Source organism: Corallococcus macrosporus (genome assembly GCF_017302985.1).
Lineage (GTDB): Bacteria > Myxococcota > Myxococcia > Myxococcales > Myxococcaceae > Corallococcus > Corallococcus macrosporus_A.
Genome location: NZ_JAFIMU010000007.1, coordinates 1,191,649 through 1,212,167, shown reverse-complemented (window position 1 = coordinate 1,212,167; position 20,519 = coordinate 1,191,649). Strand labels below are relative to the sequence as shown.

12 protein-coding genes are annotated in these 20,519 nt (G+C 71.0%); 9 read left to right on the top strand and 3 right to left on the bottom strand.

Going from position 1 to position 20,519, the window contains the following annotated elements:
* Positions 1-112 precede the first annotated feature (112 nt).
* The 3 genes from JYK02_RS17225 to JYK02_RS17215 all read left to right on the top strand — a co-directional run bounded on the left by JYK02_RS17225 (position 113) and on the right by JYK02_RS17215 (position 6,280).
* Positions 113-1,546, top strand: coding sequence for an ammonium transporter (locus tag JYK02_RS17225; RefSeq protein ID WP_242588780.1), 1,434 nt, complete (start codon positions 113-115; stop codon positions 1,544-1,546).
* A 104-nt stretch (positions 1,547-1,650) separates the two neighbouring features.
* A complete protein-coding gene (locus JYK02_RS17220; RefSeq protein ID WP_207052390.1) occupies positions 1,651-3,855 on the top strand; it encodes a hypothetical protein in 2,205 nt (734 codons plus the stop codon).
* 211 nt (positions 3,856-4,066) lie between these two features.
* Positions 4,067-6,280, top strand: a complete 2,214-nt coding sequence (locus JYK02_RS17215) for a hypothetical protein (protein WP_242589020.1) — start codon at positions 4,067-4,069, stop codon at positions 6,278-6,280.
* Between the two features lie 13 nt (positions 6,281-6,293).
* Here the strand turns inward: JYK02_RS17215 and JYK02_RS17210 are convergent, their stop codons facing one another.
* Together JYK02_RS17210 and gltB are read right to left on the bottom strand one after the other, a co-directional pair.
* Positions 6,294-7,754, bottom strand: coding sequence for a glutamate synthase subunit beta (locus JYK02_RS17210; RefSeq protein ID WP_207052388.1), 1,461 nt, complete (start codon positions 7,752-7,754; stop codon positions 6,294-6,296).
* A 3-nt stretch (positions 7,755-7,757) separates the two neighbouring features.
* Positions 7,758-12,329 (bottom strand): glutamate synthase large subunit, encoded by a 4,572-nt coding sequence (gltB, locus tag JYK02_RS17205; RefSeq protein WP_207052387.1) that lies wholly within the window; start codon positions 12,327-12,329, stop codon positions 7,758-7,760.
* Between the two features lie 276 nt (positions 12,330-12,605).
* Between gltB and JYK02_RS17200 the strand changes: the two genes are divergently transcribed.
* From JYK02_RS17200 to JYK02_RS17185, 4 genes are read left to right on the top strand one after another with little or no spacing between them, the layout of a single operon-like run.
* Positions 12,606-13,214: a biliverdin-producing heme oxygenase gene (locus JYK02_RS17200; RefSeq protein ID WP_242588779.1), complete on the top strand. Its 609-nt coding sequence runs from the start codon at positions 12,606-12,608 to the stop codon at positions 13,212-13,214.
* Positions 13,195-15,471 (top strand): ATP-binding protein, encoded by a 2,277-nt coding sequence (locus JYK02_RS17195; RefSeq protein ID WP_207052385.1) that lies wholly within the window; start codon positions 13,195-13,197, stop codon positions 15,469-15,471. The genes JYK02_RS17200 and JYK02_RS17195 overlap by 20 nt, the downstream gene beginning before the upstream one ends.
* A complete protein-coding gene (locus JYK02_RS17190; RefSeq protein WP_207052383.1) occupies positions 15,468-15,905 on the top strand; it encodes a response regulator in 438 nt (145 codons plus the stop codon). The genes JYK02_RS17195 and JYK02_RS17190 overlap by 4 nt, the downstream gene beginning before the upstream one ends.
* Complete coding sequence (locus tag JYK02_RS17185; RefSeq protein ID WP_207052382.1) at positions 15,902-17,119, top strand: hybrid sensor histidine kinase/response regulator; 1,218 nt, start codon at positions 15,902-15,904, stop codon at positions 17,117-17,119. Before JYK02_RS17190 ends, JYK02_RS17185 begins: the two co-directional genes overlap by 4 nt.
* Positions 17,120-17,128: 9 nt before the next feature.
* Here JYK02_RS17185 and JYK02_RS17180 read toward each other — a convergent pair whose 3' ends face one another.
* On the bottom strand, positions 17,129-17,698 hold the full coding sequence (locus JYK02_RS17180; protein WP_207052381.1) for a DUF420 domain-containing protein: 570 nt from the start codon (positions 17,696-17,698) through the stop codon (positions 17,129-17,131).
* 175 nt (positions 17,699-17,873) lie between these two features.
* On the opposite strand from JYK02_RS17180, the gene JYK02_RS17175 reads away from it, so the two are divergent.
* The gene (locus JYK02_RS17175) at positions 17,874-19,838 is read left to right on the top strand and encodes a DUF1585 domain-containing protein (protein WP_207052380.1); all 1,965 of its coding nucleotides are present in this window, start codon (positions 17,874-17,876) and stop codon (positions 19,836-19,838) included.
* On the top strand, positions 19,838-20,509 hold the full coding sequence (locus JYK02_RS17170; protein WP_207052379.1) for a hypothetical protein: 672 nt from the start codon (positions 19,838-19,840) through the stop codon (positions 20,507-20,509). The genes JYK02_RS17175 and JYK02_RS17170 overlap by 1 nt, the downstream gene beginning before the upstream one ends.
* Positions 20,510-20,519: the final 10 nt, after the last annotated feature.

Below are 20,519 nucleotides of genomic sequence, written 5' to 3'. Positions count from 1 at the left end.
TTTCTGGAGTCCAATTTAGGCTTAATCTGCGTGAGTCTAGGCTCCGGTGGATTGAAAATATCCGTATCTGGACCTACACTGCGTTGCGTCAGCTCTCTGGAGAGGTGCGGCGATGCAGAAGTGGATGGCGATGGTCCTGCTGGTGGCGGTGGGGGTGGCGGGCCTGCTGGTGACCCCGGCGGCGCAGGTGAAGCAGGGCGGCCCCATCAACGCGGCGGACACCGCGTGGCTGCTCACCGCCACGGCGCTGGTGCTGCTGATGACGCCCGGCCTGTCGTTCTTCTACGGCGGCATGGTGCGGCTGAAGAACGTGGTCTCCACGCTGATGCAGAGCTTCATCGCCATGGCCGTCATCAGCGTGCTGTGGGTCGTGGTGGGCTTCAGCCTGTGCTTCGGCGACAGCTTCCACGGCTTCATCGGCGACCCGCGCACCTTCTTCATGTTCAGCGGCGTGGGCGGTGAGACGCACCCGGACCTGGCGCCCACGGTGCCGCTGCTGCTCTTCGCGCTCTTCCAGCTCAAGTTCGCCATCATCACCCCGGCGCTCATCACCGGCGCGTTCGCGGAGCGCGTGCGCTTCAAGGCGTACCTGCTCTTCATGGTGCTCTTCAGCCTCTTCATCTACGCGCCGCTGGCCCACTGGACGTGGCACCCGGAGGGCTTCCTGCGCCAATGGGGAGTGCTCGACTTCGCGGGCGGCACCGTGGTGCACATGTCCGCGGGGCTCGCAGCGCTCGCGGGCGCCATCGTCCTGGGCCGCCGCCAGGTGCACCTGACGCATGCCACGCACGCGCCCGCCAACGTGCCCTTCGTGATGCTCGGCACGGGCATGCTGTGGTTCGGCTGGTTCGGCTTCAACGCGGGCTCCGCGCTGTCCGCCTCGTCGCTGGCCACGCTGGCGTTCGCCACCACCAACACGGCCTCCGCCGCCGCGATGCTCGGGTGGATCGCCTTTGACTGGCTGCGCGGCCGCAAGCCCAGCGCCATGGGCGCCTGCGTGGGCGCGGTGGTGGGCCTGGTCGCCGTCACGCCCGCCGCGGGCTTCATCACCGTGGGGCAGAGCATCCTGGTGGGCCTGGTCGCCAGCTTCGTCAGCAACGCCGCCGTGCACTTCAAGAGCCGCACCGCGCTGGACGACACGCTCGACGTGTTCCCCTGCCACGGCCTGGGCGGCATCGTCGGCATGGTGCTCACCGGCGTGCTCGCCAAGGACGTGGGCCTGCTCTACGGCACCACGCGCACCTTCCTCATGCACCTGCTGGCGCTGGTCGTCGTGTCCGTCTTCTCCTTCGTGGGCTCTTACCTGCTCTACAAGCTCGTGGACCGCATCGTCCCGCTGCGCGTCACCCCGGAGCAGGAGGAGCTGGGCCTGGACCTGAGCCAGCACGGAGAGACCGTGGGCGAGATCCCCACCGTGGCGCTCGCGGTGCCCACGCCGCCCGCGCCCCAAGCGTGTGGACCCCGCGAGGCCGGGATGCTGTCGGGAACGGGATGGGCCGGGCCCTCGCGGATCATTCGCGCGGGCAGCCCGCTGTCCGGGGAGTGACGGAGGCGGGCCCGGTATCGGACGCTTGTTCATGCACGCGCGCCCACGGCGTTGAGGCAATGCCATCCATGGCTGGATGAGGCTGGCTTCGCCGGGGGAGCTGTATGTCACTTGAATGCAAGGAATTGAGAATCGCTTTATTGGGAGCCGTGCTGGCGGTCAGCGGATGCGCGAAGGAGCCGGCGCCCTCGCAAGCGCCGCCGTCGCAGGAGGCCCAGGACGAGGCGCAAGCTGGCCCGGGGGGCACCATCTCCAGCATCGGCGAGCTGCCCTTCGTGCCGAGCCTGTCGGTCGCCGAGGTGTTCGCCCAGAAGCTGGAGCATCCCACGGCCCTGGGAGAGACGACCGCCGTGCACGTGAAGCTGCCGCCCCCGGCCAACCGGCTGCTGACGGACAGCCTGGTGCGCGTGGTGGGGGACCCGGCGCGGCCCACGGTCCTGTTCCGCTCCGACACGCTGGTCCGGCTGGGCGTGATTCCAGAGAGCCCCGGCCCGGAGTTCTTCACGCTCTTCTCGCAGCTGCCGGACTCGGAGCTGCACCAGCGCAGGGAGAACGAGCGCCGGATGGCGTCGGGCGAGTTCGGGACGCCCACCCGGGAGACCGTCCTGTTCAACGGCCGCCACCCGGCCGCCCGTTACGAGGGGCTGTCCGTGGACCCCGACGCTTTCGCGCAGGGCGCGCTGATGCCGTTCATGACCTGCCCCCAGGTGCCGGCCTCCACCCAGGCCTGGTGGGAGCGGACGCTGATGATCCGCGACCCGGCCGTGGTGCTCGACCCGGCGCGCACCTGGGACCCGTGCACCGGCGCGGGGACCAAGGGCGGCGTGTGGACCTTCGCGTACCTCATGCGGGAGATGGCCCAGGGGTCCGGCTCCAGGCCCGAGGCCTTCGTGCTCAACTGGCTGTCGCTCTGGCTCAATGACTTCCAGTCGAACGGCGACACGGTGCCCGCGCGCCGCAAGATGTATGACGAGGTGATTGCCCCCTGGGCCGCCGCCAGCGGCGCGACCTCGTCCCTCCAGCTCAATGCCTCCACGGGCCGCTGGGAGGTGGTGCTCAGCAAGCCGCTGAACCTGGACATCGCGCCCTTCCGGCTGCTCGCCATCGTCAACCGCATCGACCTGGGCGGCAACGCGGAGGACCCCGGCCGGCAGTCCAACCCGGGCGAGCTGCGCTTCCTCTTCGGGCTGACGCGCCCCTCGCCGTGGGGCGGCGGGACGGAGGCGACCTGCAACCTCAAGCCCTTCACCGTCATCTTCGAATACGGCGTGCCGGGGGCAGGGTGCCCGGCCGTCCTCGCCTGGGCGCGGCAGTGGACCGGACTGGGGAGCTACACCACCTTCAACGCGGCCTACCGCGCGCGGCTCGCCTTGATGACGGAGAGCGTCGTCCAGCGAGGCCGCGCTCCGGGCAAGGGCAACGGGAACGCGCTGAACCAGCTTCGCACCAACGAGGTCGCCCTGGGGTTCCCCTGGGAGCTGCGGGAGTTCCGGCTGGCGGACGAGCACCCCGTCACCGGCAAGGACACGCCCTCCAACGGGTGTCTGCGCGTGCACACGATGGCGCTGACCCCCGATGACGCGACCCACGACTTCCGGACGGATCCCGACGTGGACGCCTTCGTGCGCACGTTCGTGAAGAACGGCGTCGAGCAGCCGGTGGTCGTGCCCACGCAGTGCTCCGCTCGCTTCGTCGTGCCTCGCAACCACCAGGGGAGGGCCTTCGTGGGCGCCAACGCGCAGGTGGCGCCGCCCACGCACTGGGCGGGCGTCTCCGTGGATCCCACGGACGCGACGGAGGTCTGCGCGCGCAAGGAGTTCTCCGTGAACACCTGCAATGGCTGTCACTTCAAGGACACGGGGACCAATGACTTCTCGGGCGTGAACAACACGGCCTTCACGCACGTCAGTCCCACGTCGGGCATCCCGGCGCGGCTGTCGAAGTTCCTGACGGGCGGGGGCAGCGGCTTCATGTTCGTCGTGCCGGACGCGCAGTTCGGGGCGGAGGTGACGTCGTGGCCGTTCGCGGACCTGCTGCGCCGGCACCAGCGGCTCCAGGAGCTGGCCGGCTGCACCTCGTGCGGCTGGTTCATCGACCTGGATGCGGGCTACCTGTCCCGGATGGAGGCGCTCGCCGGGAGCGTGCCCCTGGACGTGCCGCCCGGCGCGCTGGCCCCGGCGCTCACGGTGGGCCCCATCCGCGACGTGGGCGTGGTGAAGCAGCTCCTGGAGCTGCGCCCCGGCTTCAGGACGCGGCTCCAGCAGCGGCCGCTCGACTTCCTCCAGCCGCCCGCGGCCCGCGTCCACTGAAGCCTTACGTCCGGCGCATGGCCCTTCAGGATGGGGGCCATGTCTGGATTCCGACGGGCCCGGGATGGAAAAACAGTCAGATGCCAGGGATTCCTGTGTGGCGTCTGACTTTGACTCGGCGTGTGAAGGCTGTGTCCACTTCTGCTCCGGAGGTTCGTACCCAGGGTGCGTGCCGGCCATCCGGGAAGGATGGCCTCACGCCGGGGTGGGCATGTTCGAGCAGCGCAAGGGATGGAAGGGCCGTTCGGTCTGGCTATTGGGGGCCCTGCTGGCCGTCAGTGGTTGCTCCAAGGCCACGGAGTCCACGGAGGCACCATCGGGAGCCCTCGCTCAACGGGCGGAGCAGGGCTCCAGTCTCGGTGACCTGCCCCTGGTGGAGGGCGCTTCCGTCGCGCGGGTCTTCGCCCAGAAGCTGGAGCAGCCCACGGCCCTGGAGGAGACGGCGGCGGTGCACGTGAAGCTGGCGCCGCCCGCCAACGCGGAGCTGTCCGAGAGCCTCGTTCGCGTCGTGGGCAGCACGAGCGACCCCGTGGTGTTGTTCCGCTCCGACGCGCTGGCGGAGCTGGGCGTCATCCCGCAGAGCCCGGGCCCGGAGTTCTTCACCCTGTTCTCCCAGGTGACGGACGAAGCCCTGGATCAGCGGACGCAGAGCGAGGAGGCGCTGCTGTCGGGCGCGTTCGGGGAGGTCACCCGGGAGCGCATCCTGTTCAACGGGCGCCACCCGGCCGCCCGCTTCGAGGGGCTGGAGTTCCAGGCCCAGGCCTTCCGCAACGGAGGGATGACGCTCATCGACGGGTGTCCCGCGGGTCCCCCGAGCAGCCAGGCGCTCTGGGACAAGACGCTGCTCCTCCGGAGTCCGCAGGTGGTGCAGGACCCCACGCGCACCTGGGACCCCTGCACCAACCAGGGCACGCGGGGCGGCGTGTGGACCTTCGGGCACCTCATGCGGCAGATGGCCACGAACGCGGGACCGAACGTGACGCCGGATAGGTTCGTCCTCAAGTGGCTGTCCACCTGGCTCAATGACCAGACCATCAACGGCGACGTCGTGCCCCAGCGGCGGCAGGAGATGTTCGACCAGGTCATCAGGCCCTGGGCCCTGGCCAGCGGCGGGGACGCCTTCCTCTCGAACGCCGGCGGCCAGTGGCAGGTGGGCATCGCCGGTGAGCTGAACCTGGACATCGCGCCCTTCCGGCTGCTCGCCATCGTCAACCGCATCGACCTGGCGGGCAACACGGGCGGCTACGGCGGCACCTCCACCGCGGGCGAGCTGCGCTTCGTCTTCGGTGTGACCCAGCCCCAGTTCTGGGGCGTGCCCGGTGGCTCCGAGGCGACATGTGGCCTCAAGCCCTTCACCACCATCGTGGAGTACGGCGTGCCGCGGGTCGGCTGCCAGCAGGTCATCGACTATGCCCGGCAGTGGGCCGACCTGGGCACCCACTCGAGCTTCGACGCGGCCTACCTGTCCAAGCTGGAGACCATCACCCAGAGCGTCGTCCTGGCCAACAAGGCTCCCTCCAAGGGAAACGGGAGCGCCCTCAACCAGCTGCGCACGAACGAGATTGCCCTGGCGCCCCCCGGTGGAAAGTGGGAGCTGCGCGAGTTCCAGCTGGCGGATGAGGACCCCGACGCCGGGACCACCACTTCCAGCAATGGCCTGCTGCGGCCCCACACCGTGGCGCTCACGCCCAACGACGCCACCCACAACACCCAGGTGGACCCGGACGTGAACCACACCGTGCTGAACACCGTCCTGCCCGGCCTCACCTCCTCGCCGACCATCGTGCCCAGCGCTTGCACCTCCTCCTTCACGGTGCCCCACAAGGTGAACGGCAACCCGTTCCTGGGCGGTCACGCGCAAGTGAACCCGCCCACCCACTGGGAGGCTTTCGCCGTGGACCCGAGTGACGCTCCGCAGGTCTGCGCGCGCAAGGAGTTCTCCGGCAACACCTGCAACGGCTGCCACTTCGGGGACACCGCCCTGGACGGCACCAACGGCAACAATGCCTTCATGCACATCAGCGCCACGTCCGGCATCCCTGCGAAGCCTTCGAAGTTCCTCACCGGTGGAGGCGTGGGCTTCATGTTCAGCGTGCCGGACACCCAGTTCGGGGCCCCGGTGGCATCGTGGCCGTTCGCGGACCTGGCGCGACGCCAGCAGCGGCTCTACCAGATCGCCAGCTGCAGCACGTGCAGCCGGTTCTTCGCGCTCGACGCGGGCCTGCTGGCGCACATGGAGGAGCTGGCGGGCGTGGTGCCCTTCGACAGGATCGCGGGCAGCGTGGAGGAGCCCTCGTTCAAGGTGGGCCCCATCCGCGACATGGAGACGGTGAAGCGGTTGTTCGAGTCGCGCGCCAGCTTCGCCAAGGAGCCGCGCGACCTGCCGCTCAACTTCCTGCGCCCGCCAGAGACCTTCGTCCACTGACGGGACGCAGGGCCTAGAACGCGCAGTCCTGGCCGCGCGTGGGCAGCACGGAGGCGGTGCCGGACAACCAGGAGTCCAACGCACGCGCCGCCTCCCGGCCGTCCGCGAGCGCCCAGACGATGAGGCTCGCGCCCCGGCTCGCGTCACCCGCGCAGTACACGCCCGCCGCGGTGGTGGCGAACTTCGCGTCCACCCGCACCGTGCCGCGCGGCGACAGCGCCACGCCCAGCTCCTCCGCCAGCCGGTCCGTCCGGGGGCCGGTGAAGCCCATGGCCAGCACCAGCAGGTCCACCTCGAAGACCTGCTCGGAGCCCGGCACCTCCACCAGCTTCACCGCGCCGCCCGGCTCGCGCTGCACCTCCACCTGCACCGCGTGCAGCCGCTTGAGCTGGCCGTCCTCGCCCTCCAGCCGCTTCGTCATCAGCGCGAAGGCGCGCTCGCCGCCCTCCTCCTGGCTGGACGACGTGCGGAACACCAGCGGCCAGCGCGGCCACGGGTTCTCCTTCGCGCGCACCTGCGGCGGCGCGGGGAGCAGCTCCACCTGCATCACGTTCACCGCGCCCTGGCGCAGCGCCGTGCCCAGGCAGTCCGAGCCCGTGTCGCCGCCGCCCAGGATGATGACGCGCTTTCCTTGCGCCTCCAGGCGCGCGTCCGGTGCCGCTCCCGCCGTCACCACCCGGTTCTGGTGCTCCAGGTAGTCCATGGCCTGCACCACGCCGGACAGCTCGCGGCCCGGCACGTCCAGCTCGCGGGCCTTGCGCGCGCCCATGGCCAGCACCACGCCGTCGTACTGCTCGCGCAGCGCGCGCCAGCCCGGCGTCACGGACACGTCCTCGCCGGTGCGGAAGACGATGCCCTCCGCCTCCATCAGCGCGATGCGGCGGTCCAGCACCGACTTCTCCAGCTTGAAGTCCGGGATGCCGTAGCGCAGCAGGCCTCCGGCGCGAGCGTCCTTCTCGTACACCGTCACGCTGTGCCCCGCGGCATTGAGCTGCGCCGCCGCCGCCAGGCCCGCGGGGCCGGAGCCCACCACGGCCACGCGCTTGCCCGAGCGCCGCGCCGGAGGCTTCGGCTTCACCCAGCCCTCCGCGAAGGCGCGCTCGGAGATCTCCTTCTCCATCTGCTCGATGGTGACCGCGTCGCGGTCGATGGCCAGCACGCACGCGGCCTCGCACGGCGCGGGGCACAGCCGTCCGGTGAACTCCGGGAAGGTGTTGGTGCGGCTGAGCACCTGGTACGCCTCCTTCCACTGGCCCCGGTACACCGCGTCGTTGAAGTCCGGGATGAGGTTCCCCAGGGGACAGCCCTGGTGGCAGAAGGGGATGCCGCAGTCCATGCAGCGCCCCGCCTGCCGCTTCGCCTCGTCCGCCGCCAGCGGCAGGTGCAGCTCGCGCCAGTCCTCCAGGCGCTCCGCCTTGTCCCGCTTGGGGGCGGGGACGCGCTGCCACTCCATGAAACCCGTGGGCTTGCCCATGGTTCAGGCCCCCCCGCCGACGACGTGGAGCTGCTGCACGCCCGCGGCCGGTGGCGGCCTGCGCGCCGCGCGGCGCGCCTGGAGCACCCGCTTGTAGTCGGACGGCATCACCTTCATGAACTGCGGCACCATCAGCTCCCAGTTGTCCAAGACCCGCCGCGCCAGCGCGCTGCCGGTGTGGTGCAGGTGGCGTTCAATCATCCCGTGCACGAGCCAGATCTCCGACTCGTCCACCAGCGACTCCAGCTCCACCATCTCCAGGTTGCAGCGCTCGCGGAAGGTGCGCTCGCGGTCCAGCACGTACGCGGTGCCGCCGCTCATGCCGGCCGCGAAGTTGCGGCCCGTCTGGCCCAGCACCACCACCACGCCGCCCGTCATGTACTCGCAGCCGTGGTCGCCCACGCCCTCCACCACCGCCTGCGCGCCGCTGTTGCGCACCGCGAAGCGCTCGCCCGCGAGGCCCCGCAGGTACACCTCGCCGGCCGTGGCGCCGTAGAGCACCGTGTTGCCGACGAGCACGTTCTCCTCGGGGGAGAAGCGGCTGCCCTCCGGCGGATAGACGATGATGCGTCCGCCGGACAGCCCCTTGCCCAGGTAGTCGTTGGTGTCGCCCTCCAGCTCCAGCGTGACGCCCGCCGCGAGGAACGCGCCGAAGCTCTGGCCCGCGGAGCCCTTCAGCTTCACCCGCAGCTTGCCGTCCGGCAGCCCCTGCGCGCCGTGGCGGCGGGCAATCTCACCGGACAGCATGGCGCCCACCGCGCGGTGCGTGTTCGCCACCGGCAGGGACAGCATCAGCGGCGGCCCGCCCGCGAGCACGGACTGCGCCTTCGACAGCAGCTCGTGGTCCAGGTGGTCCGACACATCCTTGCGGTGCGGCGTCTGGCAGTGGCGCGGCTCGGTGGCCGGCGCGGCCGCCGCGGTGAGCAGCGAGGACAGGTCCACCTTGCGCGCCTTCCAGTGGTCCACCGCCGCGCGCTGGCGCAGCAGGTCCACGCGGCCCACCAGCTCATCCAGCTTGCGCGCGCCCAGCTTCGCCATGTGCCGGCGCAGGTCCTCCGCCAGCAGCAGGAAGAAGCTCACGACGTTCTCGGGCGTGCCCTGGTAGCGCTCGCGCAGCGCCGGGTCCTGCGTGGCGATGCCCGCCGAGCAGGTGTTGAGGTGGCACTTGCGCAGCATGATGCAGCCCACGGACACGAGGCTCGCCGTGGCCAGTCCGAACTCCTCCGCGCCCAAGAGCGCCGCCACCAGCACGTCGCGCGCGGTGCGCAGGCCGCCGTCCACCTGCACGCGGATGCGCGAGCGCAGGCCGTTATGCACCAGCACCTGCTGCGTCTCCGCCAGCCCCAGCTCCCACGGCAGGCCCGCGTGCTGGAGGCTGGAGAGGGGAGAGGCGCCCGTGCCGCCCTCGTAGCCCGCCACCACCACGCAGCCCGCGCCGGCCTTGGCGACTCCCGCCGCGATGGTGCCCACGCCCACCTCGCTCACCAGCTTCACGCTCACGCGCGCCTTCGCGTTGACGGACTGGAGGTCGTAGATGAGCTGCGCCAGGTCCTCGATGGAGTAGATGTCGTGGTGCGGCGGCGGAGAAATCAGCGTCACGCCCGGCGTGCTCCAGCGCACGCGGGCAATCCGCTCGTCCACCTTGTGGCCCGGAAGCTGGCCGCCCTCGCCGGGCTTGGCACCCTGGGCCATCTTGATTTGAAGCTCGTCCGCGTTGACCAGGTACTCGGCGGTGACGCCGAAGCGCGCGCTGGCCACCTGCTTGATGGCGCTGCGGCGCGAGTCGCCGTTCGCGTCCTTCGTGTAGCGGCGGGACTCCTCGCCGCCCTCGCCGCTGTTGGACCTGCCGCCCAGCCGGTTCATCGCGATGGCCAGCGTCTCGTGCGCCTCCGCGCTGATGGAACCGAAGGACATGGCGCCGGTGACGAACCGCCGCGCCAGCTCCAGCGCGGGCTCCACCTCCTCCAGGGGCACCGGCGTGCAGCCCTCCGTCACCACGTCCAGCAGGCCGCGCAGGTTGCTGTGCTCGCGCGTCTCGTCATCCGCCAGCTTCGAGTACTCCTGGAACTGCGCCGCGTCGTTCGCGCGCACCGCCGCCTGGAGCTTCGCCACCGTGGCGGGGTTCCACTTGTGCCGCTCGCCCTGCCGGCGCCAGCGGAACTGCCCGCCCACCGGCAACAGGCTCTCCTCGCCGTCCGCCCCGGGGCCGAAGCCGCGCGCGTGCCGCTCCGCCACCTCGCGGCCCAGCTCCGGCAGGCCCACGCCCTCCACGCGCGAGGACGTGCCGGTGAAGTGCTTCTCGATGAGGCTTCGCTGCAGGCCCACCGCCTCGAAGAGCTGCGAGCCGCGGTACGACTGGAGCGTGGAGATGCCCATCTTGGACATCACCTTGAGCAGGCCCTCCTCCAGGCCGTGGAGGTACTGCGCCTGCGCCTTGTCCGCGTCCGCCTTCAGCTCCCCCGCGTCCGCCAGCGCGCGCAAGCTGTCCAGCGCCAGGTACGGGTTCACCGCGGACACGCCGTAGGCGAACAGGCACGCGAAGTGGTGCACCTCGCGCGCCTCCGCCGTCTCCAGCACGATGCCCGTGTACATGCGCGTGCCGTCGCGCACCAGCCGCTGGTGCACCGCGGACACGGCCAGCAGCGCCGGAATCGCCGCGTGCGCGGAGTCCACGCCCCGGTCGCTCAACACGAGGATGCTCGCGCCCGCGTCCACGGCGTCCACCGCCGCCGTGCACAGCCGCTCCACCGCGACCTCCAGCGCCGTGGCCGCGCCGCCCGCGTGCGGGTACAGCAGGCTCAACGGGCGCGGCTCGAAGAGGCCCGTGTCGCCGCGCAGGTTCGCCAGGCGCGCCAGTTGCCCGTTGGTGAGGATGGGGCCGGGCAGGGACAGCCGGTGGCACTGCTCCGGCGTCTCCTCGAAGGTGTTGCCCTCCGGGCCCAGCGCGGTGGCCAGCGTCATCACCAGCGCCTCGCGCAGCGGGTCGATGGGCGGGTTCGTCACCTGCGCGAAGAGCTGGTGGAAGTAGTTGAAGAGGGTGGGGGCCTGGTCGCTCAGCACCGCGAGCGGCGTGTCCGTGCCCATGGAGCCCGTGGGCTCCTTGCCCGTCTCCGCCATGGGGACCAGCGTGGTGCGCACGTCCTCGTCCGTGTAGCCGAACGCGCGCTGCAGCCGCCACAGCGCCTCGCCCTTCAGCCGCGCGGGGGCGGGGACGGCGGGCAGGTCCTCGAAGGTGAAGACGTTGCGCTGGAGCCAGCGGCGGTAGGGCCAGCGCGACGTGATGTCCCGCTTCACCTCCTCGTCCTCCAGGATGCGCCCCTCCGTCGTGTCCACCAGCAGCATGCGGCCCGGCGTCAGGCGGCCCTTGCGGCGCACCTGCGACGGGGGCACGTCGATGACGCCCGTCTCCGACGCCAGGATGATGCGGTCGTCCTCCGTCACCAGGTAGCGCGCGGGGCGCAGGCCGTTGCGGTCCAACGTCGCGCCAATGAGCTGCCCGTCCGTGAACGCGATGGCGGCGGGCCCGTCCCACGGCTCCAGCAGGGACGCGGAGTACTCGTAGAAGGCGCGGCGCTCGTCGCCCATCTCCTTGTTCCCCTCCCACGCCTCGGGGATCATCATCATCATCGCGTGGGGCAGGGTGCGGCCGCCCAGGTAGAGCAGCTCCACCATGTTGTCGAACTGCGCGGAGTCGCTCTTGCCCGGGACGATGATGGGCCACAGCGGCTCCAGACTGCCGCCCAGCTTCGCCGTCTGGAGCAGCCCGCGCCGCGCCGTCATCCAGTTGCGGTTGCCACGCAGTGTATTGATTTCACCGTTGTGCGCGATGAAGCGGAACGGCTGCGCCAGCTCCCACGTGGGGAAGGTGTTGGTGGAGAAGCGCGAGTGCACCAGCGCCAGCGCGCTGACGAACTCCGGGTGCCGCAGGTCCGCGTAGAAGCGCGGCAGCTGCCGGGGCAGCAGGAGCCCCTTGTAGATGAGCGTCTCCGACGAACAGCTGGCCACGTGGAAGCGCCCCTGCGGGTCCACGCCGCGCGCCAGCACGCGGTTCTCCACCAGCTTGCGGATGCGGTAGAGCTTGCGCTCGAAGGCGCTGGGCACCACGCGACGCCGCGCGATGAAGAGCTGCCGGATGACCGGCGCCGCCTCGCGCGCGAGCGGGCCCAGTTCCTCGGGCGCCACCGGCACGTCACGCCAGCCGAGCAGCCGCTGCCCCTCCTCCTCCACCACGTCCTCGAACAGCGCCTCGCACGCGCGGCGCGCCTCCGGCTCCGGCGGCAGGAACACCTGAGCAACACCGTACTGACGGCGCGGCGGCAGCTCGAAGCCCAGCCTGGGCGCTTCATGGGTGAAGAAGCGGTGCGGCAGTTGGACCAGGATGCCGGCGCCGTCGCCCGTCTCCGGGTCCCGCCCCGCGGCGGCGCGGTGGCTCAGCCGGTTGAGCAGCTCCAGCGCGTCCTCCACGATGCCCCGCGAACGCTGCCCCCGGATGTGGGCCACGAACCCCACGCCGCAGGCGTCGTGCTCGGTCTCCGGCTCGTACAGCCCGTAGCGCGGAGGGAGGGTGAACGGCATCGTCGGGACCCCTTTCCCGCATGACGCGGGAAGCCAAGCTGTTGAGCATGCAGGCTAACGCGCCGTGTCGCAGCCCGTAAAGACAGGGTGACTCAGGGGGTTGAATCACTGCGTGGAGTGGTGCCGGGGAAACAGGCCCCGCGTGAACCCTCACACCCGGTGCGCCATACGCCGCAGGCATGGATGGAAAGGCGACAGTCGCCTGCGATGAAAGGCCAACATTCAGCGCAATTGGTTCTTTCCACCCGACGCGGCGCTTCCCATCCTCCCGAGACCTTGACCCTGCTGCAGCGGTTGAAGACGGAGACGCGCCCGCACCACGAGCGCACGGAAGGCGTGGTGCGTCTGATGGACGCGCACCTGACGCCCGCGGACTACCAGCGCCACCTGGAGGCCTTCCACGGCCTCTACGTGCCCCTGGAGGCGCTGCTCGCGGGGCCCCTGTCGGCCCTGGAGCCGGCGCTGAACCTGGAGGCGCGCTGGAAGGCGCCGCTGCTGGAGGCGGACCTGCGCGCCATGGGGCACGACACGGCCTCGCTCGCGCGGCTGCCGCGTGCGTCCCCGCTGCCGGCGCTGCCGGGGCTGGCGGAGGCGCTGGGCTGCGCGTACGTGCTGGAGGGCTCCACGCTGGGCGGCCAGCTCATCCTGCGCCACCTGACGCGCCACTTCGGTCCGGACGCGCGCGTGGGGACCTTCGCCTTCTTCCGGGCCTATGGCGATCAGGTGGGCCCCATGTGGCGCGCCTTCGGTGAAGCCCTCACCCAGGCGTCCGAACGGGCGGCCTCCGAGTCCTTCGACGCGGCCGTCGTGCAGGGCGCCCGCGACACCTTCGACACCTTCGCCGCCTGGCTGATGCGAGAGCACGATGTCCCCGTCCGTCTCTGATGCCGACCTCAGCGTCTGTGACCGTGAGCCCATCCACCTGCTGGGCGGCATCCAACCCCGGGGCGTGCTCGTCGCCTTCCACCAGGACACGGAGGCCGTCGCGGTCGTGAGCGCCAACGCGGCCGCGCTGCTCGGCGCGGGGCCGGACGCGCTGCTGGGCCAGCCCCTCTCCCGCGTGCTGCCGCACGGGCTGCTCGCGCGCGTGGAGGCCGGCGCGGGCCCGGGACCTGTCACCGTGGAGGTGTCCGGGCAGCGCTGCTCCGCGCTCCTGCACGACAGCGACGGCCTGCGCGTGCTGGAGCTGGAGCCGCTGACGGACGAGGACGCGGGCACGAGCACGGAGGAGACCGCGCTGGGCGCGGTGCAGCGGCTGGTGTCACCGCTGGCGCGCGCGAAGGGGACGGTCGCGCTGCTCCAGCACGCCGCGGAAGCGGTGCGGGAGGTCATCGGCTACGACCGGGTGATGGTCTACCGCTTCCACGCGGACTTCCACGGCGAGGTCGTGGCGGAGAGCGTGCGCGAGGGCGTGGACTCCTTCCTGGGCCTGCACTTCCCGGCGAGCGACATCCCCGTGCAGGCGCGCGCCCTCTACACGCGCCACCCGGTGCGCCTCATCGCGGACGTGGACGCGAAGGTCGTGGGGCTGGTGCCCCCGCTCCTGCCCGGCACCCAGCGCCCGCTGGATTTGTCCGGCGCGGCGCTGCGCAGCGTCTCCGAGATCCACCTGGAGTACCTGCGCAACATGGGCGTGGGCGCGTCCTTCAGCGTGTCGCTGCTGAAGGACGGACAGCTCTGGGGGCTGATGGCCTGCCACCACCTGACGCCCCGGAAGGTGTCCGCCGCGCGGCGGCAGGCGTGCGAGGTGCTGGCGCGGCTGCTGTCGCTCCAGCTCGCCGCGGAGGAGCGCGGACTGGAAGCCGCCGCCCAGGCGCGCCGCGCGTCGCTGCTCAACGTGCTGGTCCTGCCGAACCTGGGCGAGCGCAGCCCCGCGCGGGCGCTGGAGGCCCAGGCGCCGCTCTTGATGGAGCTCACGGGCGCCCATGGCGTGGCGCTGGTGCTGGGCGCGAGCGCGGGGCCGGATGCATCGCCGTTGCTGCTTGGCAGCACGCCGTCCGCGGACGAGGTGCGCGCGCTGGTGGCGTGGCTGGCGGAGCGGGAGCTGCCGGACGACGTGCTCCACGTGGACCGGCTGGGGGACGTGTACCCGCCGCTGGCCTCGCGCGCGGACGTGGCCGCGGGCCTGCTGGCGGTGCGCCTGGATCCGGCGGTGCCGCACTTCGCGCTGTGGTTCCGCCCGGAGGTGGCGCGCACCGTGGCGTGGGCCGGCAACCCGAACAAGCCCGTGCGCCCGGAGCCCGGCCATGAGCGGCTGCGCCCTCGCGCGTCCTTCGACGTGTGGCGCGAGGAGACGCGGGGCGCTTCCCAACCATGGTCCTTGCAGGACCTGGAGGCGGCGCGCGCCCTCAAGGGGGCGCTCGTGGGCGTGGTGCTGCGGCACGCGGAGGAGCTGGCCCAGCTGTCGCGGGAGCTGGCCCGCTCCAACGCGGAGCTGGACGCGTTCGGCGGCACCGTGGCGCACGACCTCAAGGAGCCCCTGCGCGGCATCCTCCAGTACAGCTCCTTCCTCCAGGAGGACTTCGGCCCCACGCTGGGCGAGGAGGGCCGCGCGCAGCTGGAGTCCCTCATGTGGCTGGCGAAGCGCACGCACGGCCTGCTCGACGACCTCTTCGAGTACAGCAGGCTGGGCCGGCTGGAGCTGTCGTGGGAGGCGACGGATCAGCAGGCCCTGGTGGAGGACGTGCTGACGACACTGGGGGCGCGGCTGCAGGAGGGCAGGGTGGAGGTCCGCCTGCCTCGCCGCCTGCCCACGGTGGAGTGTGACGCCGTCCGCATCCGCCAGGTGTGGGCCAACCTCATCAGCAACGCGGCCAAGTACCAGACAGCCGAGCCGCGCTGGGTGGAGGTGGGCTTCGTGGGGCCGGGAGAAACGCGGCCGCAGGCGGCGCGTCACATCTCCGCGCCCTACCTTTTCTTCGTGAGAGACCCCGGCATCGGCATCGCACCGCAGTTCCACGAAGCCATCTTCGAGCTGTTCCGCCGCCTGCACCCGGCGCAGGCTTACGGCGGCGGCACGGGGGCGGGGCTCGCCATCGCGCGCCGGCTGGTGTCGCTGCATGGCGGTGCGCTCTGGGTGGACTCCGCGCAGGGCAAGGGCTCCACGTTCTACTTCACGCTGGGGGAAGGACCGCGTTCATGAAGCCGCTCTTGCTGGTGGAGGACAGTGATCCGGACGCCGAGGCGCTGATGCGCATCGCGAAGCGTCTGCCGCTGCCCGTGCCGGTGGTGCGCGTGCGCGACGGCGAGAACGCCCTGGACTACCTCTACCAGCGTGGCGAGCACGTGGCCGCGGAGCGCCCGGTGCTCATCCTGCTGGACATGCACATGCCCGGCATCAGCGGTCGCGACGTGCTCGCGCAGCTGAAGGCGGACCCCGACCTGCGCTCCATCCCCGTCATCATCTTCTCCTCCTCCCTGGATATGGGGGACGTGAACGGCGCCTACGCGAGCGGCGCCAACAGCTACCTCTTCAAGCCGGAGGTCGGCCCCCAGCTCCAGGCCACCGCGGAAGCCCTGCACGCCTTCTGGTTCAAGGCCGCGCGCCTGCCCGAGGCCCAGGAGTCGGAGGCATGAGCCTGCGCGTGCTGCTGGTGGACGACGGCATGGCGGACCGCCTCGCGGTCAGCCGCGCGTTGGCGCGTGACCCTGACATGAAGTGGGAGGTGGTGCCGGTGTCCTCCGCGGAGGATGCGCTGGCGTACCTGTCCGCCCACCCCGTGGACGCGATGCTGCTGGACTACCACCTGCCCGGCATGAACGGCGTCTCCCTGCTCCAGAAGCTGTCGGAGCTGGGGCTGCCGAGGGTGCCCGCCGTGGTGGTGCTCACCGGCAGCGGCAACGAGCGCGTGGCGGTGGACGCCATGAAGGCCGGCGCCCAGGACTACCTGGTGAAGGAGGCCTTCAGCCCGGAGCGCCTGCGCCGCAGCCTGCGCACCGCGGTGGAGACGGTGCACATGACGCGCGAGCTGGAGGAGCGCCGCCTGCGCGCCGAGCGTGCCGAGGCCGCCGCCCGCGAGGCCCTGGCCGTGCGCGACGAGCTCTTCTCGCTGGCGACGCACGACCTGAAGGGCCCGCTTCAAATCATGACGCTCAACGCCCAGGTGCTGCGCCGCCAGATTCCCGCCGCCGCGATGACGACCTCGCTGGAGGCGCGCCTGGGCCACATCGTGCGCGCGGCGCACCGCATGGGCGAGCTCATCGACCACTTCCTGGAGGTGACGCGCGGCCAGGAGCGCCCGCTCAAGCGCGAGCCCCTGGACCTCCTGGCCATGGTGCGCGGCAAGGTGCGCGAGCTGGAGGCCAATGCGTCGCGCCACCACTTCGTCCTGGAGGTCCCGGACGGGCGCGACTTCACCGGCGACTGGGACTCCCACGCCCTGGAGCGCGTGCTGGAGAACCTGATGGGCAACGCGGTGAAGTACAGCGCCGCGGACTCCACCGTCACCGTGCGCCTGTCGGTGGAGGAGGCGGACTCGCAGCAGTTCGTGCTGCTGACCGTGACGGACCAGGGCATCGGCATCCCGGCGGCGGACCTGCCCTTCGTCTTCGAGCGCTTCCACCGCGGCCGCAACGTGTCCCGGGACGTGTCCGGCAGCGGCGTGGGCCTGGCCAGCGCGCGCCGCATGGTGGAGCTGCACGGCGGCACGGTCGCCGTGAGCAGCGTGGAGGGGCAGGGCTCCACCTTCACCGTGCGCCTGCCCCGGGGCATCCCGCTCTCCGCGGGCCCTTCACAGGCTTCACCCGGGCCGGCCTCCACCAGCGGCGGCCCCGAGTACACCGCGTCCTAGCGCGGTGCTTCAGGGCACCGCGGGCACGCCGCCGCGCAGCATGAAGAACACCACCACGCCCGTCACCGACACGTAGAGCCAGATGGGCGCCAGCCACCGCGTCACCTTGCGGTGCCGGGTGAACTGCTGCCGCCAGGAGAAGTAGAAGGCCACCAGCGCCAGCGGCAGCACCGGCATGGACAGGAGCACGTGGCTGGCCAGCAGCGTCAGGTACAGCCCGCGGAAGTCGCCCACGTAGCGCGTGTCCCCGTGCACGAAGTGGTACGCGAGGTAGCCCACCAGGAACAGCGCGGACGCGAGGAACGCGCTCACCATCAGGTTCTGGTGCACCCGCCGCGCCCCGCGCTTGATGGCCACCCACCCGCCCAACAGCAGCGCCGCCGCCGTCGCGTTGAGCCCCGCGTTCACCGCCGGCATGAAGCGCAGGTCCACCCCCATCCCCGCGCCTCCGCGCCGGATGAGCAGCAGCCACGCCAGCAGCGCCAGCGCGCCGGCGGACACCACGCCGATCGCGATGAAGAACGAGCGGTCCTGGGTGGACGGGGACGACGGGGTGAGCCCGGAAGCGGCGTTGGACATGCCCCCTTGTGGCCCGCGTCAGGCCCGGCTTGCAACAGCGCCCCAGAGGGGTGGCCTACATGAGCCGATATGTCGGTTGAATGGAATCGGTTAGGTCGGCTGGATTACAAACCGGAAATTCCCTCATACTCTCAGACACTGCGTCACCCCCGACCCCCCCTCTCGGAGGTTCACCGTGTTCAGCGTGCGTTGCCTTGCCCCCCTGGCGAGCGCCGCCCTCCTGCTCGCCCTGCCCGCAGCCGCTGAAGAAGCGGTGTGCGCGCCCGTGGCGAAGGTTCCCTTGGAGCGGCACCTGCGTCAGCTTTCTCTCGATTTGCTGGGACGTCCTCCGACGATGGAGGAGTACAAGGCGTTCCAGGCGAAGGGCTCCGTCACCGCGGAGGATGTCCGCAAGATGATGGGCGACGAGTCCTTCTACGAGCGGATGCGCAACTTCCACCGCGCCCTCCTGCGCTCCAACATCAGCGGCAGCGTGCAGGGCAACGGCGACTACCGCGTGTCCGGCACGCCGCTCTCCTTCGCCAGCAACAACTCCAACGCGCTGCGCGGTGGCCAGGGCCAGCGCTGTGACGGGGAGATTGCCCAGGACAGCTGCAAGGCGAACCCGCAGGACCCGCATCAGGACAACTCCACGGCCCCCGCCTGCCGCGACGCGCAGGGCGTGCCGCTGCCGGTCAGCTACGACTACGACACGAACTTCTACCAGTGCCGCCAGCTGGACGTGAACGCGACGGAGCCGGAGCTGAAGTTCGCGGACTGCAACGCGCTGAAGGCGAACGCGACGTACGGCAAGTACGTGAACTTCTGCGACAACCGCTACAACGCCACCGCGGGCAAGTCCGTGGGCTACCTCTGCCTGCCGGACCCGAACAAGAACACCACCAACGTGCTGGTGCCCTCTCCGGCCACGGGCGTCATCACCGCCTGGGTGCAGCCGGCGGGCGGGACGGGCACGCTGACGCTGGAGCGCTGCGGGTTCGACATCTCCACGGCCCGCCAGGGCGTCTGGTCCCCCCGGCGCGGCTGCGTGCAGCGCGAGGGCTACGTCACCACCACCGTGCAGCCGTACTGGTCCACCACCACGGAGCCGGTGAAGGTGTGCGCCATCGAGGCGCAGAACCGCCCGACGAACCCGTACACCGGCGAGTCCTGTGAGACGGGGCGCTTCAACGGCGACCGCAGCTGCGGCTGCGGCGACAAGATGCGCCGCTGCGAAATCTCCGACGTGCACACCGCGCGCGTCGCCGCCTTCAACGAGGAGCCGCTCTACATCACGGACGCCGTGGTGCGGAACGACGAGCCCTACTTCAACATCCTCACCTCGCGCCGCTCCTTCGTGAACGGCCCGCTGTCGGAGTTCTACCGCCAGCGCCAGGGCGTGGGCGTCTTCAGCGTGAAGGCCCCCGCGGACAACGCGGTGCTGCCCGCCGTCACGTACGCCAGCACCACCCAGTGGAGCGAGTACACGCGCGACAGCACCCACTCCGGCGTGCTCACCACGCCCGCGTTCCTCTACCGCTTCCCCACCCAGCGCGCCCGCGTGAACGAGTTCTACGAGGCGTTCCTCTGCAAGCACTTCGCCCCGGCCGCGGACGCCAACCTGCCGCCCCCGGACGACGCCTGCAACCGCGAGAACAACCTGGCCAAGCGCTGCGGCTGCAACTACTGCCACGCCACCATCGAGCCCACGGGCGCGCACTGGGGCCGCTACGCGGAGCGCTCCGCGCTGTTCCTGTCCCCGGACCAGTTCCCCCGCCTGGACGTGAAGTGCCGCGACTGCGCGCTCAACGGTGACACCGGCTGCGGCGGCGAGTGCAGCCAGTACGTGATGCAGGCCTTCGACGGCGACGGCGCCAACTCGCTGGGCCTCCTGAAGACCTACCTCTACCGCACCGCGGACGAGGAGAAGAACATCGAGGGCGGTCCGCAGGCGCTGGTGAAGCGCATGATGGAGACGGGCGACCTGGAGCGCTGCACCGTCAAGCGCATCTGGAACGAGTTCCTGGGCCGCGCCATGACGGCCGAGGAGCAGCGCATGTACCTCCAGACGCTGTCGCAGGACTTCGCCAAGAACAACCACAGCCTCAAGGGCCTCATCGAGCAGGTGGTGATGTCCGACGCGTACCGGAGGATCGACTGATGCGCCGCCTACTGTTGACCGCGCTGCTCGCGCTCGCCACGGGCTGCACGCAGGGCTCCGTGGACGTCCCCGCCAAGCCCGTCCCGCTGGACGCCCAGCTGGACCCGGTGCCCAACCCGCACGGGAACACGGATCAGATCGACCCCTTGCCGGATCCGGAGGCCCAGGGCGGCAGCGTGGGCCGCGCGCCCCGCCGGCTCACCGTCGCGCAGCTCAAGGAGTCCATCCGCATCGCCGTGGGCATGGAGTGGGATGAGCTGGAGTCGCGCGCCCAGTCGCTGGGCCGCGCGGACTACGCGCTCATCACGTCGGAGAACACGGAGCCCAACCTCGTCTTCGCCCGCTTCCTGGACGACGGCGCGCGCAAGGTCTGCATCGCCCAGGCGCAGAAGGACATCGCGCAGGCGGACGTCACCCTGCGCACCCTGGGGCGCACGCTGCCCTCGCCCATGAGCGACCTGACGAAGCTCACGGACGCGCAGGTGAACGAAACGCTCGTGTACCTCTCCACCCGGTTCTGGGGCGCGCCCCTCTCCGGTGACGAGCTCACGCGCTACGCGACGTTCTTCCGCAAGGCCTCTGCCCGGGCCGAAACCCTCAAGAAGCGCGACCAGGCGCTGGCGGTGGTGTGCATCGCCATGCTGACGGACTCGCGCTTCATCACCTACTGACCTTGACGGT